Raw genomic sequence first — 16,693 nt, forward strand, 5'->3', positions numbered from 1 at the left:
CCCGTCAGTACTTGGGGCCGACGTGGGTGTCCATGAGGGCGACGGAGGCCTTCTGGGCGACGGAGATGTTGTACGGGTTTCCACCGCGGGTGCAGTGCGTCCACCGGACGCCGAGCGTGTCGAGGGTGTCGGTGCAGAGCCGCCGGATGTCGTCCGACACGTTGGTGAAGAAGTACCGGGGATATTCGTAGCGCTTGCGTTCACCGCCGACCATACGGGTGGTCCAGTTGGTGATCCGGCATCCGTCGGAGTGGATGAGGCCCCGGACGAATTCCCAGGGGTGGGCGCCGACGATCTCCTGCTGCCAGGGTTCGAGGACGATGAGGCGCTCGTGCTTCTTGCCGGGGCCGTGCCGGGGGAAGAGGCAGCGCCAGTGCCGGCTGTACGCGACGACGGACACGTACCCGCCCGCTTGCGACCGGCTCGACCTCGCGCTGGGGTTGACCGCTTCGACGGCGGCGGCGCATGTCTCGATCAGGCCCGGCCAGCTGTCAGCGCAGGCGATGCGGAGAAAGTGGCCCGCTCGCACGCCAGGACTGATGCAGCCGTCTCCGAGGTAGAGCCCGAGGAGGTAGCTGTAGGCCGCTGTGTCCGGAGGCGCCTCGGTGAGGGGGCCGCATCTGGAACAGGGCGTGTTCCGCATCCGTGGTAGCGGGTCCAGGCGTGACTGCCAGGAACGGATCGCGGACCGGGAGGCGCCGGTCGCCCTGCTCGCGGAGTTGAGGCTGTGCCCCTGCGCGACCAGTGTCAGCGCTCGCTTGCGCGTGCCGATGTCGTACATGTGGCCACTCTGCGGAAACGGAGTGAATGGCACGCAGCGAAAAGCGGATGTTCACCAGAATGGGAACATCCGCTTTTGATTGACGACCTTGGAATCCAAAGAAAAGTGCCCCGAGTCGGATTCGAACCGACGCTGTATGGGTTTTGAATCCATCGCCTCTGCCGCTGGGCTACCGGGGCTTCCTTCGAAACGAAGGTCAGCGGTCACCCGCCGTGTGACCACCTTACCGCAGCTAGGTACGCTCTTGGGAGCAGTACCCGCCCCTGAACGAGGAGCCCCCGTGACCGCCCCCGAGTCGCCCCAGCCCGTCGCCGACGACGACAAGTCGCACGTGCCTCCGCTGACGACCCGTGTCGTCATCGCCGAGGACGAGGCGCTGATCCGTCTCGACCTGAAAGAGATGCTCGAGGAAGAGGGCTACTCCGTCGTGGGTGAGGCGGGGGACGGTGAGCAGGCAGTCGAGCTGGCCCGTGAGCACAAGCCGGACCTCGTGATCCTCGACGTGAAGATGCCGAAGCTGGACGGGATCTCGGCGGCGGAGAAGATCGCGGAGGAGGGCATCGCCCCGGTTCTGATGCTGACGGCGTTCTCGCAGCGCGATCTGGTGGAGCGGGCGCGTGACGCGGGTGCGATGGCGTACCTGGTGAAGCCGTTCAGCAAGAGCGATGTCGTGCCGGCGATCGAGATGGCCGTGTCCCGGTTCGCGGAGCTGAAGCAGTTGGAGCAGGAGGTCGCGGACCTGAGTCTGCGGCTGGAGACGCGGAAGCTGGTGGACCGGGCGAAGTCGGTGCTCCAGACGGAGTACGGCCTGACGGAGCCGGCGGCGTTCCGGTGGATCCAGAAGACGTCGATGGACCGTCGGATGTCGATGCAGCAGGTCGCGGAGGCGGTCATCGCGGACGCCGCGGAGAAGAAGTCGCCGAAGGGTTAGTCCCGTCGCGTGCGAGCGCGCGAAGAGGCCCGCGTCCCCACGAGGGGCGCGGGCCTCTTCGGCTGTGGGCGGGGTTCTAGTCCTCGCCGAGGTAGGCCTTGCGTACGGACTCGTCGTGCAGGAGGTCCTGTCCGGTTCCGGAGAGCACGATGTTGCCGACTTCCATGACGTGTCCCTGGTCGGCGAGGGAGAGCGCCGCCTGGGCGTTCTGTTCGACGAGGAGGATGGTCGTGCCGTCGGACTTGAGTTCGGCGATGGTGGCCATGATCTTCTGCATCATGATCGGTGAGAGGCCCATGGAGGGTTCGTCGAGCATGAGCAGTTTGGGCTGGGACATGAGCGCGCGGCCCATGGCGAGCATCTGCTGTTCGCCGCCCGAGAGGGTTCCGGCGGCCTGCTTGCGGCGTTCCCCGAGGATGGGGAAGAGGTCGTAGGCGCGCTGGATGTCCTTCTCGATGCCTGCCTTGTCGGTGCGGAGGAAGGCTCCGAGCTGGAGGTTCTCGGTGATCGTCAGCCGGGGGAAGATGTGGCGTCCCTCGGGGGAGTGGGCGAGGCCCAGGGAGACGATCTTGTGGGCGGGGATGCCGTCCAGGGGTTGGCCGTCGAAGGTGATGCGGCCGGAGGTCGGCTTGAGGAGGCCGGAGAGGGTGCGCAGGGTGGTGGTCTTGCCCGCGCCGTTGGTGCCGATGAGGGTGACGATCTGGCCGGCTTCGACGGAGAAGGAGATGCCCTTGACGGCTTCGATCTTGCCGTAGGCGACCTTGAGGTCTTCGACCTCGAGCAGTGCGGTCACTGGGCGTTTCCTTCCTTGCTGGTGGTGCTCTCCGCGGAGGCGTCGTCCTGGGCGGCTTCCGGGGTCTCGGTGGTGGCGGGGACTGCCGGGGCGTCGGGGGCGTCCGGGGTTTCGCCGGGTTCCGTGGTCTCCGGTGTGTCCGAGGCCGTTGCCGGTTCCGCGGTCTCCGTGGCCGGTGCCGTTTCCGTGGTCTCCGGCGTCTCCGTCTCCGCGTCCGGTTCCGTGGCCTGTGCGGGCACGGTGGCGTCGGCCGGTGTGGTCGCCGCTGTGCCGGCGCCGCCGGCTTCGGCTGCCTCGACCTCGGCGAGTTCGTCGGCGCCGGGGGCGCCTTCGAAGGGGGTGCCGAGGTAGGCGGCGATGACGCGTTCGTCGCCCTGGACGACGTCCGAGGTGCCTTCGACGAGCTTCTCGCCCTGGACGAGGCAGGCGACGCGGTCGGAGAGGTTGAAGATGAAGCGCATGTCGTGCTCGATGACGAGGACGGCGATGCCGCGGTCGCGGATGGCGAAGACGAGGTCTTCGGTCGCGCGGGTCTCCTGCGGGTTCATGCCGGCGGTGGGCTCGTCCAGGAGGAGGAGGCCGGGTTCGCTGGCCATGGCGCGGGCGATCTCGAGCTTGCGCTGTTCGCCGTAGGGGAGGTTGCGGGAGAGGTGGTCGGCCTTGTGGGCGAGGCCGATGAACTCCAGCAGTTCCATGGCGCGTTCGCGGGAGGTGGCTTCGGCCTTGCGGAAGCCGGGGCCGCGCAGGAGGGCGGACCAGAGGCCTTCCTTGGTGCGGGTGTGGCGGCCGACGAGCACGTTCTCCAGGACGGTCATGTTGGCGAAGAGCCGGATGTTCTGGAAGGTGCGGGCGATGCCGGCGCTGGTGACGAGGTGGGGCTTGGGCGGCAGGACCGTGCCCTTGTAGGAGACCTTGCCCTCGGTGGGGACGTAGAGGCCGGTGAGGCAGTTGAAGAAGGTGGTCTTGCCGGCGCCGTTGGGGCCGATGAGGCCGACGATCTCGCCGCTGTTGACGGTGAGGTCGACGCTGCGTACGGCGGTGAGGCCGCCGAAGCGCATGGTGACGCCGCTGGCCTCGAGGACGGGGCTGGGGGCTGTGGTGGTGGTCATGTGGGTCACGCCCCTGCCTTGGTGACGCCGACGGTGGAGTCGGGCAGGCCCTGTTCGGGGATGTCGATGGTCTCGTCGGCCTCGTGGAACTCGAGTTGGCGGCGACGGTTGGCGATGATGCCTTCGGGGCGGAAGCGCATGAGGATGACGAGCGCGAGGCCGAAGGCGAAGAGCTGGTACTCCTTCAGGAAGCCGAGCTTCTCGGGGAGGAGGTAGAGCAGGGTGGCGCCGAGGATGGGGCCGTTGACGGTGCCCATGCCGCCGAGGACGACCGCGGCGAGCAGGAACGCGGAGTTCGGGGGCACGGAGCCGGCGAACTGGTACGGGGCCGGGTTGACGCTGTAGCCGACGTGGGCGCTGACGGTGCCGGCGAGGCCGGCGAGGGAGGCGCCGAGTGCGAAGGCGATGAGCTTGACGCGGAAGCCGTTGATGCCCATGGCGGTGGCGGCGGTCTCGTCCTCGCGGATGGCGATCCAGGAGCGGCCGATGCGGGAGTCCGCGGCGCGGTTGAAGACGATCACGACGATGCCGGTGATGATCAGCATCAGCAGGAAGTAGTTGGCGAAGCGGCCGAGGGTGAGCGAGCCGATCTCGTGGGCGTTGCCGAAGTTGAACCCGAAGATGTTGAGGTCCGGGATCATCGAGATGCCGTTGGGGCCGTTGGTGAGGTTGGGTCCGGAGGAGCCGTCGAGGTTGTTGACGGTGATGCGGAAGATCTCTCCGAAGCCGAGGGTGACGATGGCGAGGTAGTCGCCGCGCAGTCGCAGGGTGGGGGCGCCGATGAGGACGCCGAAGACGAGCGACGCTGCCATGCCGGTGAGCATGGCGGCCCAGAAGGGGAACTGGACGCCGGAGAAGCGGGAGAACTCGGAGCCGGAGACGAGGGCGGCGGCGTAGGCGCCGACGCCGAGGAAGGCGACGTATCCGAGGTCGAGGAGGCCGGTGAGGCCGACGACGATGTTGAGGCCGAGGGCGACGGTGGCGACGACGAGGATGTTCACGCCGAGGTTGGCGTTGTGTTCGTCGTTCTCGACGAAGGGGAAGATCGCCGCGGCGAGGAACGCCATGGAGGTGGCGAATCCCTTGTGGCGGACGTTGAGTTCGGCGAAGCGGTCGAAGAGTCCGGCGGACTGGAGGGCCCAGACGCCGAGGACGACGAGCAGCAGGTAGCCGATGAAGGTCTCGCTGGCGTCGGGGTCGACGCCGATGCCGTAGGTGAAGACGATCAGTGCGACGGCGGTGGCGCCGGTGATGACGAGGCGCTCGCCCCAGGCGGGGAGTTGTGCGGCGGCGGGGAGGTGTTCGGGTTTGGTGACGTAGTCCTTGAAGGTGTCACCGGGCTTGGGGAGTGCCAGGGCGCCGAGGAGGGCGATGAGGGAGGCGACGGCGGCGACGTAGGCGCCGGGGTCGAGGGCGACGATGCCCTTGAGGTCGACGGCGATGGCGATGGCGCTGAACCAGCTGATGGCGAACGCGGAGGCGGTGGCGAGGACGACCGGTGCGGTGGCGGCGGTCGGGTTGAGCCAGCGCAGTCCGCGGATGCCGTAGTGGGTGAGCGCGAAGAGGAGGGCGAGGGCGCCCGCGACGAGGGCGAGGACCTGGAGGCCGGCGGGGGAGCCGTAGTAGGTGAGGTCGCCGGGGAAGTCGGCCGTGTAGGTCCACGACATGAAGGCGCTGGCGATGGTGCCGATGGCGCCGACGGCGATGAGGACGCGGGCGACCGTCTGCGGGAGGGCGATCAGGCCGGCCGTGGGTGCGGCGACCCCGGTGGTGTTCTCTGCGGTGTTCTCGGTGGTTGCCATGGTGCTCACGCCCTGTCCGCGACGCGTTCGCCGACCAGACCCTGTGGTCTGAACAGCAGTACGAGGATGAGGAGGACGAAGGCCCAGACGGAGGACCAGCCGCCGCCGCCGAGCTGCTGCATGCCGGGGATGCCGTCGATGTAGGAGGTGGCCATGGTTTCGGCGAGGCCGAGGACGAGGCCGCCGATCATGGCGCCGTAGATGTTGCCGATGCCGCCGAGGACGGCCGCGGTGAAGGCCTTGAGGCCCATCTGGAAGCCCATGTTGTACTGGATGGTGCCGTAGCGCAGGCCGTAGGCGATGGCGGCCACGGCGGCGAAGAAGCCGCCGATCGCGAAGGCGATCACGATGATCTTGTTGGTGTCGATGCCCATGAGCTGGGCGGTGTCCGGGTCCTGGGCGGTGGCCTGCATGGCGCGGCCGGTGCGGGACATGCGGACGAAGATCGCGAGGGCCGCCATGCAGAGGGGGGCGGCGATGATGACGAAGACGGAGCCGCTCTGGACGCTGATGGAGCCGAGGTGCCAGGGGCCGAAGTCGAGTTGGGGGAACTTGCGGTCGGTCTTGGCGTCCGGGTACCAGTTGAAGACGGCCTGCTGGAGGGCGAGGGAGAGGCCGATGGCGGTGATGAGGGGTGCGAGGCGTGGTGCGCCGCGCAGTGGACGGTAGGCGAACCGTTCCGCCCCGACGGCGATCAGGACGGCGACGAGGCCTCCGCCGATGAGCATCGCCGGAAGGGCTATCCACATGGATGTGCCGTCGGGCAGGACGTAGAGGTAGACCGTGAGTGCGCCGAAGCCTCCGGTCATGAAGATCTCGCCGTGGGCGAAGTTGATGAGCTGGACGATGCCGTACACCATCGTGTAGCCGATGGCGATCAGCCCGTACATCGAGCCGAGGAACAGCCCGTTGGCCAGCTGCTGCGGCAGGGTGTTCACCGCATGGCCTCCATGTGGGTGGGGAGAGTGAAAGGGAGTATGGAGCGGGCCGCGCGGTGACGTGTGGTCGAGGCCGCGCGGCCCTGGGGTTGTGCTAGCGGCGGATCGGATCCGAGGGGATCAGATCGGATCAGCCGTTGAACGTGCCGCTCTTGACGGCCTTCCACTTGCCGGCCACGACCTGGTAGACGGTGAGCTGCTTGTTGGTGGTGTCACCGAACTCGTCGAAGGAGACGGGGCCGGCGATGCCGTCGAACTTCGTCTTCTGGACCTCGTCGACGATCTTGGCGCGGGCGCCGTCGGGGACCTTGCCGTCCTTCACGACGTTGCCGATCGCCTTGATGATGGCGGTGGCGGCGTCGTAGGAGTAACCGCCGTAGGTGCCGTAGTCGCCCTTGAGGCCGGAAGCCTTGTACTTCTTGATGAAGTCCGCGGCGGAGGCCAGGGAGTCGACGGGCTGGCCGACCGAGGTGACGAGGTCGCCCTCGGAGGTCTTGCCGGCGGTCTGGATGTAGGTGTCGCTGAACATGCCGTCGCCACCGAACACCGGGATCTTGGCGCCGCCGTCCTTGAGCTGCTTGGTGAGCTTCTCGGACTCGTCGTACTGGCCGCCGTAGTAGACGAGGTCGGCCTTGGAGTTCTTGATCTTGGTGACGAGGGCGGAGAAGTCGGTGTCGCCGGTGTTGACGTGGTCCTCGCCCGCGACCTTGCCGCCACCCTTGGTGAAGCCGGCCTTGAACAGCTTGGCCAGACCGGCGCCGTAGGTCTGCTTGTCGTCGACGACGAAGACGTTCTTCTTCTTGAGCGTGGTGGTCGCGTACTCGGCCGCGAAGCCGCCCTGGAGGGCGTCGGTGGTGGCGGTGCGGAAGTACGTCTTGAACGGGCGGGACTTCGAGGTCTGCCAGTTCTTGCCCTGGGTGAGTTCGGGCGCCGTGTTGGAGGGCGAGATCTCGACCAGGCCGGCGGTCGCGAAGACCTGCTGCATCTGGGTGGCGACACCGGAGTTGAGCGGGCCGACGACGCCGAGCACCTTGTCGTTGCCGACGAGGGCGGTGGCGTTCTGCTGGCCGCTGGCGGGGATCGCCTTGTCGTCGAGCGCCTGGACCTTGAAGGTCACGCCGGGAACGGTGTTGTTCTTGTTGGCGTCGTCGACGGCGATCTGGACGCCGCCCTGGATGCCGAGGCCGGTGGCGGAGTTCTGACCGGTCAGCGGGGCGTCGACACCGATGATGATCTCGGTCTTCTTGCCGCTGTCCTTGTTCCCACCGTCGTCGCGCGAACCGCAGGCGGTCAGCGTGAGTGCTCCAGTGGTGAGCACGGAGGTGAGTATGACCAAAGAACGCTGTCGCACGATGATTCCTCTCCCTGGCGCAGCAGCTCGGCTGAGCCGCTGTGAGTCTCGCCGGGCCGTACTGGTGTTACAGATGCCGTGCTGCAGACGCGCCCGGCGGCGCGGTGACTGGCCGTGACTCTAAGCCTGTCTGTGGGCCCCGGCATCGTGGTGGGCTGGCTTGTGACTTTCTTGTTATGACGTGCTGGTTGGTGAGCTTCGAGGAAGGGTGCTCTCAGCCGGTTTGGCGGAAATTCTGCGAAGTCCACATGTTGAGAATCCGCACTTCCGGTTGTGCGTAGGTGAGCGTCAGGGTGGGAAGGCATCGCAGGTCGGGCGGAGGAACGCGGAAAGATCCCCGGAGTACTGGGCTTCGAAGGGCGAACTCCGGTGCTGTATTGCGTGCGTGTTACGCAGCGTTACGTCGGGCGTGGAGGAGTTCGGTGTCGTGAGGGAGTCCGGAACGCTCGGTCACGGAGGTGTGGGCCGTGATCCGGTGGGTTGTCCCGGGCCGCGCGGTAAAGATCGCATGCGGTGGGGTCCGGGCGTGAAGTCCGGTGAAGGTGGTGATGGTCCCGTATGCGGGGGAGACGTCACAACTGTGCCGCGGGCGCGCCGAGTCGGGGACGACGGGGCGTGATTCGGCTGAGGCGCGGGGGAGTTGGCGCTGCGGGGATTCGTCGTGCGGGTGTTCGTCCGGGCCTGTCCGTGCCGGGTTCCCGGGTCCACGGGTTCGGCGGGTCGCAACTCCCGTGTCGTCGGGTCCTTGTGACGGGGTGACGGGCGGGCGCCGGTGCCGGGGTGGGGTTCAACTCCCCTGGTGCCGTGCCCACTCGGCCGGGAGTCGCGCGGTGCGCCCGTGTCCGTTGGCTGTGCCCGTACTGATCGGCCGCGTCCGCGCCTGTGTTCGACGGGTCCGGGTGTCCGCCGTCCGCCCGTCCGTCGATGTGACGGGCGGGGCCGGCGGACGGATCCGGTGTCCGTGCGGGGCGGGCGTCAGTCCTGGGGGCGCACGTGCTGTTCGTCGCCGGGGCGTACGTCCCGGAGCAGACAGGTCAGCCGCGCGGTGCACACGCGCTTGCCGTCCTCGTCCGTGATGACGATCTCGTACGTGGCCGTGGAGCGTCCCCGGTGGACGGGTGTGGCCACGCCCGTGACGAGGCCGGAGCGTGCTCCGCGGTGGTGGGTGCAGTTCAGGTCGACGCCGACGGCGATCTTGGAGCTGCCGCCGTGCAGCATGGAGCCGACGGAGCCGAGGGTCTCCGCGAGGACGGCGGAGGCGCCGCCGTGCAGGAGTCCGTACGGCTGGGTGTTGCCCTCCACGGGCATGGTGCCGACGACCCGGTCCGCGGAGGCCTCGACGATCTGGACGCCCATGCGGGTGCCGAGGTGGCCCGCGGAGAAGAGGGCGGGCAGGTCGACGCCGAGCGCGGCGTACTCGTCGAGGACCTCTTGCGGGAACTTCACGTGGCTCTGCTCGCCCATGGGGGCCGGCTCCGATCGTCGTCGATCTCTCTTGCTGACGTCCTGAGCGAACGCTCAGTCGGTGGCCGATTGTTCCAGACGGATCACGACGGACTTGCTGGCCGGGGTGTTGCTGGTGTCGGCGGTGGCGTCGAGGGGGACGAGGACGTTGGTCTCGGGGTAGTAGGAGGCGGCGCAGCCGAGGGCGGTCGGGTAGTGCACGACGCGGAATCCGGGGGCGCGCCGTTCGAGGCCGTCCTGCCATTCGCTGACCAGGTCGACGTACGAGCCGTCGGCGACGCCGAGCGCGCGCGCGTCCTCGGGGTTGACCAGGACGACCCGGCGGCCGTTCTTGATGCCCCGGTAGCGGTCGTCCAGGCCGTAGATCGTGGTGTTGTACTGGTCGTGCGAGCGCAGGGTCTGCAGCAGCAGCCGGCCCTCGGGGAGCTTCGGGTACTCGACGGGCGCGGCGGTGAAGTTGGCCTTGCCCGTGGCGGTGGGGAAGCGGCGTTCGTCGCGCGGGGCGTGGGGGAGGGCGAATCCCGCGGGGTCGGCCACGCGCGCGTTGAAGTCGTCGAAGCCGGGGACCACGCGGGCGATGCGGTCGCGCACGGTCGCGTAGTCCTTCTCGAACTCCTCCCAGGGGGTGCGGGAGTCGTCGCCGAGCACGCGGCGGGCGAGGCGGCACACGATGGCCGGTTCGGACAGCAGGTGGGTGCTCGCGGGCTCCAGGCGGCCGCGTGAGGCGTGGACCATGCCCATGGAGTCCTCGACGGTGACGAACTGTTCGCCGCTGCCCTGGAGGTCGCGTTCGGTGCGGCCGACGGTGGGCAGGATCAGCGCGCGGGCGCCGGTGACCACGTGCGAACGGTTGAGCTTCGTCGACACGTGCACGGTGAGGCGGGCGCGGCGCATGGCGGCCTCGGTCACCTCGGTGTCGGGGGACGCGGACACGAAGTTGCCGCCCATGGCGAAGAAGACCTTCGCGTCGCCGTCGCGCAGGGCGCGGATGGCGCGGACGACGTCGTAGCCGTGTTCGCGGGGCGGGGCGAAGCCGAACTCCTTCTCCAGGGCGTCCAGGAAGGCGGGGGCGGGGCGTTCGAAGATGCCCATGGTGCGGTCGCCCTGCACGTTCGAGTGGCCGCGGACCGGGCAGACGCCCGCGCCGGGGCGGCCTATGTTGCCGCGCAGCAGCAGGAAGTTGACGACTTCGCGGATGGTCGGCACGGAGTGCTTGTGCTGGGTGAGGCCCATGGCCCAGCAGACGATGGTGCGCCGCGAGGCGAGGACCATGGCCAGGGCTTCGTCGATCTTCGCGCGGGTGAGGCCGGTCGCGGTGAGTGTCTCGTCCCAGTCGGCGGCGCGGGCGGTGGCCGCGAACTCCTCGTATCCGTGGGTGTGCTCGGCGACGAAGTCCTCGTCGACGGCGCCTTCGGTGTCGAGGACGAGCTTGTTCAGGAGGCGGAAGAGGGCTTGGTCGCCGCCGAGGCGGATCTGCAGGAACAGGTCCGTGAGGGCGGCGCCCTTGAGCATGCCCTGTGGGGTCTGCGGGTTCTTGAAGCGCTCCAGGCCCGCTTCGGGGAGCGGGTTCACGCTGATGATCTTCGCGCCGTTGGCCTTGGCCTTCTCCAGGGCGGAGAGCATGCGGGGGTGGTTCGTGCCGGGGTTCTGCCCGGCGACGATGATGAGGTCCGCCTGGTGGAGGTCGTCGAGCAGGACGCTGCCCTTGCCTATGCCTATGGTCTCCGAGAGGGCGGAACCCGAGGACTCGTGGCACATGTTCGAGCAGTCGGGGAGGTTGTTCGTGCCGAGCTCGCGGGCGAAGAGCTGGTAGAGGAAGGCGGCCTCGTTGCTCGTCCGTCCGGAGGTGTAGAAAAGGGCCTCGTCGGGCGAGTCGAGCGCGGTGAGCTCGTCGGCGACGATGTCGAAGGCGCGTTCCCAGGTCACCGGCTCGTAGTGGTCGGCGCCCTCGGGCAAATACATGGGGTGGGTGAGGCGGCCCTGTTGTCCGAGCCAGTAGCCGCTGCGGCCGGCGAGGTCGGTGACGGGGTGCTCGGCGAAGAAGCCGGGGGTGACCCGGCGCAGGGTCGCCTCCTCGGCGACCGCCTTCGCGCCGTTCTCGCAGAACTCCGCCGTGTGCCGGTGCTCCGGCTCGGGCCAGGCGCAGCCGGGGCAGTCGAAGCCGTCCTTCTGGTTGACCCTGAGCAGGGTGAGCGCGGTGCGGCGCACGCCCATCTGCTGCTGGGCGATCCGCAGGGTGTGTCCGATCGCGGGCAGCCCGGCCGCCGCGTGCTTCGGTTCGGCGACCTGTGGCGCGTCCTGGACCGGATCGCTCTTGGGCGGCTTGCTGGCCATCGCTGAACCCCTTCGCGTGCCTGTGTGCGGTACCTGTTCGATCCTCGCACGCGCCGGTGGTGATGCGTGCGGTCGGTCGCGGACGGTCCGCGCTGTCAGTGGGGCGTGGCAGGATCGGGGGTGTGGCAGAGACAGCATCGAAGAAGACCGAGAAGACCGCAGGTACGAGCCGTCCGCGTCTGATGCTCATGGATGGGCACTCGCTGGCGTACCGCGCGTTCTTCGCGCTGCCCGCGGAGAATTTCACGACCGCGAGCGGCCAGCCGACGAACGCGATCTACGGTTTCGCGTCGATGCTGGCGAACACGCTGCGTGACGAGTCGCCCACGCATTTCGCGGTGGCGTTCGACGTCTCACGCAAGACCTGGCGCTCCGAGGAGTTCACGGAGTACAAGGCGAACCGGTCGAAGACCCCGGACGAGTTCAAGGGCCAGGTCGAGCTGATCGGTGAGCTGCTGGACGCGATGCACGCGCGGCGGTTCGCGGTGGACGGCTTCGAGGCCGACGACATCATCGCCACGCTCGCCACGCAGGCCGAGGCCGAGGGCTTCGAGGTCCTGATCGTCACCGGTGACCGTGACTCCTTCCAGCTGGTCTCGGAGCACACGACGGTCCTCTATCCGACGAAGGGTGTCTCCGAGCTGACCCGGTTCACTCCGGAGAAGGTCGTCGAGAAGTACGGGTTGACGCCGGCGCAGTACCCGGACTTCGCGGCGCTGCGCGGTGACCCGTCGGACAACCTGCCGGGCATTCCGGGTGTCGGTGAGAAGACGGCCGCGAAGTGGATCAACCAGTTCGGTTCGTTCGCGGAGCTGGTCGAGCGCGTCGACGAGGTGAAGGGCAAGGCCGGCCAGAACCTCCGCGACCACCTGGATGCGGTGCGCCTCAACCGCCGTCTCACGGAGATGGTGAAGGACGTGGAGCTGCCGGGGGCGGTCACCGACCTGGAGCGTGCGGCGTACGACCGTACGGCCGTGTCGATGGTCCTGGACACCCTGGAGATCCGTAACCCCTCGCTGCGGGAGCGGCTGTTCGCCGTCGACCCGGGGGCGCAGGAGGCCGAGACCGCGGCGCCGGTCGTCGCGGGTGTCGAGCTGGACGGTGTGGTGCTGGGCGCGGGCGAGCTGAAGCCGTGGCTCGCCGAGCACGGCGACGCGGTCCTGGGTCTGGCCACGGTCGACGCGTGGGCGCTGGGCGCCGGTTCGGTGACGGAGATCGCGCTCGCCGCGGCGGAGGGGGCCGCCGCCTGGTTCGACCCCTCGGAGCTGGACGAGGCCGACGAGAACGCGTTCGCGCGGTGGGTCGCCGACCCCGCGAAGCCGAAGGTGCTGCACAACGCCAAGGGTGTGATGCGGGTCTTCGCCGAGCACGGCTGGAGCGTCGAGGGCGTGTCCATGGACACCGCGCTCGCCGCGTATCTGGTCAAGCCGGGCCGGCGTTCCTTCGCTCTGGACGCGCTGTCGCTGGAGTACCTCGGGCGGGAGCTGGGTCCGGCCGCCGCGGCCGACGGGCAGCTGGCCTTCGGCGCGGACGACGGGGCCGAGGCCGAGGCGCTGATGGCGCAGGCCCGCACGATCCTCGACCTCGGCGAGGCGTTCGACGAGAAGCTGCCGGAGGTCGGCGCGGCCGATCTGCTGCGGGACATGGAGCTGCCCACGTCGGCGCTGCTGGCGCGGTTGGAGCGGTACGGCATCGCGGCCGACCGGGCGCACCTGGAAGCCATGGAGCAGATGTTCGGGGCCGCCGTGCAGCAGGCGGTGAAGGAGGCGCACGCCTCCGTGGGCCACGAGTTCAACCTCGGCTCGCCCAAGCAGCTCCAGGAGGTCTTCTTCGGGGAGCTCGACCTGCCCAAGACGAAGAAGACGAAGACGGGGTACACGACGGACGCGGACGCGCTGGCCTGGCTGGCCACGCGGACCGACCACGAGCTGCCCGTCATCATGCTCCGCCACCGCGAGCAGGCGAAGCTGCGTGTGACCGTCGAGGGCCTGATCAAGACGATCGCCGCGGACCACCGTATCCACACCACGTTCAACCAGACGGTGGCCGCGACGGGCCGTCTGTCGTCGGTGGACCCGAACCTGCAGAACATCCCGGTGCGTACGGAGGAGGGCCGCGCGATCCGCCGCGGCTTCGTCGTCGGCGAGGGCTTCGAGTCGCTGATGACCGCGGACTACAGCCAGATCGAACTGCGGGTGATGGCCCACCTGTCCGAGGACGAGGGCCTGCTGGAGGCGTTCACCTCGGGTGAGGACCTGCACACGACGGTGGCGTCCCAGGTGTTCTCGGTCGAGCGTTCGGCGGTCGACGCGGAGATGCGCCGCAAGATCAAGGCCATGTCGTACGGCCTGGCGTACGGGCTGTCGGCGTTCGGCCTGTCCCAGCAGCTGAACATCGAGGCGGGTGAGGCGCGTGCCCTGATGGACACGTACTTCGAGCGCTTCGGTGGTGTCCGGGACTATCTGCGCCGGGTCGTGGACGAGGCGCGTGCCACGGGTTACACGGAGACCCTCTTCGGGCGGCGCCGTTATCTGCCCGACCTGAACAGCGACAACCGCCAGCGTCGCGAGATGGCCGAGCGCATGGCACTGAACGCGCCGATCCAGGGCACGGCCGCGGACATCGTCAAGATCGCGATGCTGAACGTCGACCGGGCCCTGCGCGAGGCCGGTCTGAAGTCCCGCATGCTCCTCCAGGTCCACGACGAAATCGTCCTGGAGATCGCCCCGGGTGAGCGTGCGAAGACCGAGGAGCTGCTCCGCCGCGAGATGGCGTCGGCCGTCGCGCTCCGGGCCCCGCTCGACGTCTCCGTCGGCTCGGGAGCCGACTGGGAATCGGCGGCGCACTAGTCGCGGCGCCGGCTGGATCAGGGCTCTCGGGGGGTTCCCGGGGTTCCTCGGGATTCCAGGAACCCGGGGTTCTCGGGCCACGGCCCGGTACCACCTGGTGCCGGGCCGGATGCCCCGCCACGACGTCGGCGCCGTGAGCCAGGACCTCCGGCGGCGAACCGGCCGGCCTTGACCGGAACCGATGGGTGGCTGCCGGTACCCGCTGAAACACCGGGTGCGCCCACGGGCGACGGCACCGCCCCGTCGCCCCGCGCCGGAACCCGGCTTCCTGCGCCGGAGCCGCCTTCCCGTGCGGGAGCCGCCCCGATGCCGGAGCCGCCTCCCCGTGCCGGATCCGGCACCCTGCCCGTGAGCCGTGAGCCGTGAGCCGTGAGCCGTGAGCCGTGAGCGGTGAGCGGTGAGCGGTGAGCGGTGAGCGGTGAGCGGTGAGCCGTGAGCCGTGAGCCGGGGAGCCCAGAAGCCGGGAGCCGGGTGCCCGGAAGCAGGCGGACCGGGGACCGGGGGACCCGAAAGCCTGGAAACACCGGGGACCCGAAACCCCGGAAGCAGCGAGACCAGGGGTGGCCGAGCCCCGGAAACAGGGAGGCCGAGCGCCCCGGGATCAGGGATCGGCCGTCTCCCGTTCATCCCTCGGAGAGCCCGTCACCCGCGTGGCCCCCGCAAAGACGCCCCCCGCGCAGGGGGACCGCGAGGATGCGGGCATGGGTATACGCATACTCCACCGCCGCACGGCCCTGCCCGCGGGCATCGCCCCCGCGCTGTCCGCGCCGGTGCCCGCGGTGGCCGCGGACGCGAGCACCGCTCAGACGCCCGAAGCCCGCCGTCCCGGCCGCGCCCCCGATCCCGCCGGGCCCGCCGGGCCCGCGTCCCGTGACGTCGGGCCGGCACCGGCCGCACACCGGGACACCTTCGCCCCGGCGGTGCGTGCCGACGGCGCCGGGGCGACCTGCGACCTCGCGAGCGAGTGCCAGTACGACCCGGAGAGCTTCGCCGAGGCCGCGGCGACGAGGGCCGCCCCGCGCGGGGCGGAGCGGCTCCGGCACACCCTGGACCGGTGGGAGCTCGCCACCCTCAGCCCCCTGGTCACCGTCGCGGACGGCATCGCGGCGCTGCGCCTGCCGGACATGGTCGCCGGCTCGGGCTCCTTCCTGAAGGCCCGCGTGCACGGACTGGACCTGCTCGGTCACCTCCGCGGCGCGTCGCGCCGGAGCAGTCGCGCCGGCACGCCGGGCGGTCCGAGGGCGCACCCGGAGAACGGCCGGCTGCCCCGGTCCGCGCACGGCTGGCGGGTGCACAGCGTCGGCGCGTTCACGAGCACCGGCAGGACCTGCCGCATCGTCGTCCTCTCGCACGACAACCCGACGACGGCGTACGGGGCCCGCACCATCGAGCGCATCGCCCGGGCCGTCCACCGCGGCCTGGGTCAGGGGCGCGGCGCCGTCCGGAGCCCGGCCGCGCGGGACGGGGTCAGCGAGGTGCCGTACGGCTCGGCTCCGTACGCGTGGCTGCCGGGCCGGGAAGGACCGGAACGGGACGCCACACCCTGACGGCGACGGCGTACAGCGCGAGGCCGAGGACGAGACCCGCGCCCGCGCCGAAGCACAGGGTCGGGATCAGTTCCCAAGGCTTCGCGCGAGAGCCCCGGTAGGCCCACCAGCGCGCGGCCCGCTGCCCGGCGGCGGCGACCGCGCAGCCGCCGATCACGGCCGCCGCGAACCACCGGTCGGGACGCGACAGCACGGGTACCCCCACCGGATCGCCGGGAGGCGTCCGGCGCAGCGCGACGACCACGAAGACCACGATCACCACGGCCGCCGCCATCGAGGTGCCGTACTGCGCGTACATGAACAGGGGCGTGCCCCCGACGTCCCGCCCCAGCGCGGGCAGCAGCCGCACCCCCCACCGGTCGTGATGCGTGAACGCGTCCCACACGACATGCGTCAGCGCGCCGAGCACCGCGGACACGTACCACCACAGCGTCAGGGACGCACCGGGCTCGCGGCGGGCCGTCCCGCAGCGCAGCAACCCCGCGGGCCGTCCCTGACGGGTCCGCGGCAGCAGGGCCACCAACGGCTCACGCAGGACCAGCCAGACTCCCACGAGGGCCCAGGCGACGAGCACGTCGAAGGTGAGGACACCGGTGAACGAGTGGGTGAACTCGCCGAATTCCATCGCTCCGGGTAGCACGCTCGCCGCGTAATAGGTCATGTCGGGAGCGAACGAGCCGGCCACCAGGACCGCCGGCACGAGTCGGCTCCGGCCGCTTCCGTCGCCGCGCACGGCGGGCAGTACGGCCGCCGCGTGGCTGAGGGTGAAGGGCAAAACGTCCCCCTGTGACTGA

At 69.7% G+C, this 16,693-nt stretch carries 12 protein-coding genes and 1 tRNA gene; 3 read left to right on the forward strand and 10 right to left on the reverse strand.

Features of this window, described 5'->3' with window-relative positions:
- Positions 1-4: 4 nt before the first annotated feature.
- Together GFH48_RS29540 and GFH48_RS29545 are read right to left on the reverse strand one after the other, a co-directional pair.
- Positions 5-781 carry a helix-turn-helix domain-containing protein gene (locus tag GFH48_RS29540; RefSeq protein ID WP_153291148.1) on the reverse strand — a complete coding sequence of 259 codons (777 nt, stop codon included), beginning with the start codon at positions 779-781 and terminating at the stop codon, positions 5-7.
- Between the two features lie 106 nt (positions 782-887).
- A tRNA-Leu gene (locus tag GFH48_RS29545) sits at positions 888-960 on the reverse strand.
- Positions 961-1,061: 101 nt separating this feature from the next.
- On the opposite strand from GFH48_RS29545, the gene GFH48_RS29550 reads away from it, so the two are divergent.
- Positions 1,062-1,712 carry an ANTAR domain-containing response regulator gene (locus tag GFH48_RS29550; RefSeq protein ID WP_153291149.1) on the forward strand — a complete coding sequence of 217 codons (651 nt, stop codon included), beginning with the start codon at positions 1,062-1,064 and terminating at the stop codon, positions 1,710-1,712.
- Positions 1,713-1,788: 76 nt separating this feature from the next.
- On the opposite strand, the gene GFH48_RS29555 is transcribed toward GFH48_RS29550, so the two are convergent.
- The 7 genes from GFH48_RS29555 to GFH48_RS29585 all read right to left on the reverse strand — a co-directional run bounded on the left by GFH48_RS29555 (position 1,789) and on the right by GFH48_RS29585 (position 11,503).
- The gene (locus GFH48_RS29555; RefSeq protein ID WP_153291150.1) at positions 1,789-2,505 is read right to left on the reverse strand and encodes an ABC transporter ATP-binding protein; all 717 of its coding nucleotides are present in this window, start codon (positions 2,503-2,505) and stop codon (positions 1,789-1,791) included.
- Entirely contained in the window at positions 2,502-3,614 is a 1,113-nt protein-coding gene (locus GFH48_RS29560; protein ID WP_228121020.1) for an ABC transporter ATP-binding protein, read from the reverse strand. The genes GFH48_RS29555 and GFH48_RS29560 overlap by 4 nt, the downstream gene beginning before the upstream one ends.
- Positions 3,615-3,619: 5 nt before the next feature.
- Positions 3,620-5,416: a branched-chain amino acid ABC transporter permease gene (locus GFH48_RS29565; RefSeq protein ID WP_153293175.1), complete on the reverse strand. Its 1,797-nt coding sequence runs from the start codon at positions 5,414-5,416 to the stop codon at positions 3,620-3,622.
- Between the two features lie 5 nt (positions 5,417-5,421).
- On the reverse strand, positions 5,422-6,354 hold the full coding sequence (locus tag GFH48_RS29570) for a branched-chain amino acid ABC transporter permease (protein WP_153291151.1): 933 nt from the start codon (positions 6,352-6,354) through the stop codon (positions 5,422-5,424).
- A 130-nt stretch (positions 6,355-6,484) separates the two neighbouring features.
- The gene (locus tag GFH48_RS29575; protein WP_153291152.1) at positions 6,485-7,705 is read right to left on the reverse strand and encodes a branched-chain amino acid ABC transporter substrate-binding protein; all 1,221 of its coding nucleotides are present in this window, start codon (positions 7,703-7,705) and stop codon (positions 6,485-6,487) included.
- A 975-nt stretch (positions 7,706-8,680) separates the two neighbouring features.
- Complete coding sequence (locus tag GFH48_RS29580) at positions 8,681-9,169, reverse strand: PaaI family thioesterase (RefSeq protein WP_153291153.1); 489 nt, start codon at positions 9,167-9,169, stop codon at positions 8,681-8,683.
- Between the two features lie 54 nt (positions 9,170-9,223).
- Positions 9,224-11,503, reverse strand: a complete 2,280-nt coding sequence (locus GFH48_RS29585; RefSeq protein WP_153291154.1) for an FdhF/YdeP family oxidoreductase — start codon at positions 11,501-11,503, stop codon at positions 9,224-9,226.
- Positions 11,504-11,625: 122 nt separating this feature from the next.
- Between GFH48_RS29585 and polA the strand changes: the two genes are divergently transcribed.
- Positions 11,626-14,352 (forward strand): DNA polymerase I, encoded by a 2,727-nt coding sequence (gene polA, locus GFH48_RS29590; RefSeq protein WP_153291155.1) that lies wholly within the window; start codon positions 11,626-11,628, stop codon positions 14,350-14,352.
- 701 nt (positions 14,353-15,053) lie between these two features.
- Positions 15,054-15,899 (forward strand): hypothetical protein, encoded by an 846-nt coding sequence (locus GFH48_RS29595; protein ID WP_153291156.1) that lies wholly within the window; start codon positions 15,054-15,056, stop codon positions 15,897-15,899.
- Here the strand turns inward: GFH48_RS29595 and GFH48_RS29600 are convergent.
- Positions 15,820-16,674: a DUF4184 family protein gene (locus GFH48_RS29600; RefSeq protein WP_153291157.1), complete on the reverse strand. Its 855-nt coding sequence runs from the start codon at positions 16,672-16,674 to the stop codon at positions 15,820-15,822. The two genes, GFH48_RS29595 and GFH48_RS29600, sit on opposite strands and share 80 nt — an antisense overlap.
- Positions 16,675-16,693 lie beyond the last annotated feature (19 nt).

The organism is Streptomyces fagopyri (assembly GCF_009498275.1).
Taxonomy (GTDB): Bacteria; Actinomycetota; Actinomycetes; order Streptomycetales; family Streptomycetaceae; genus Streptomyces; species Streptomyces fagopyri.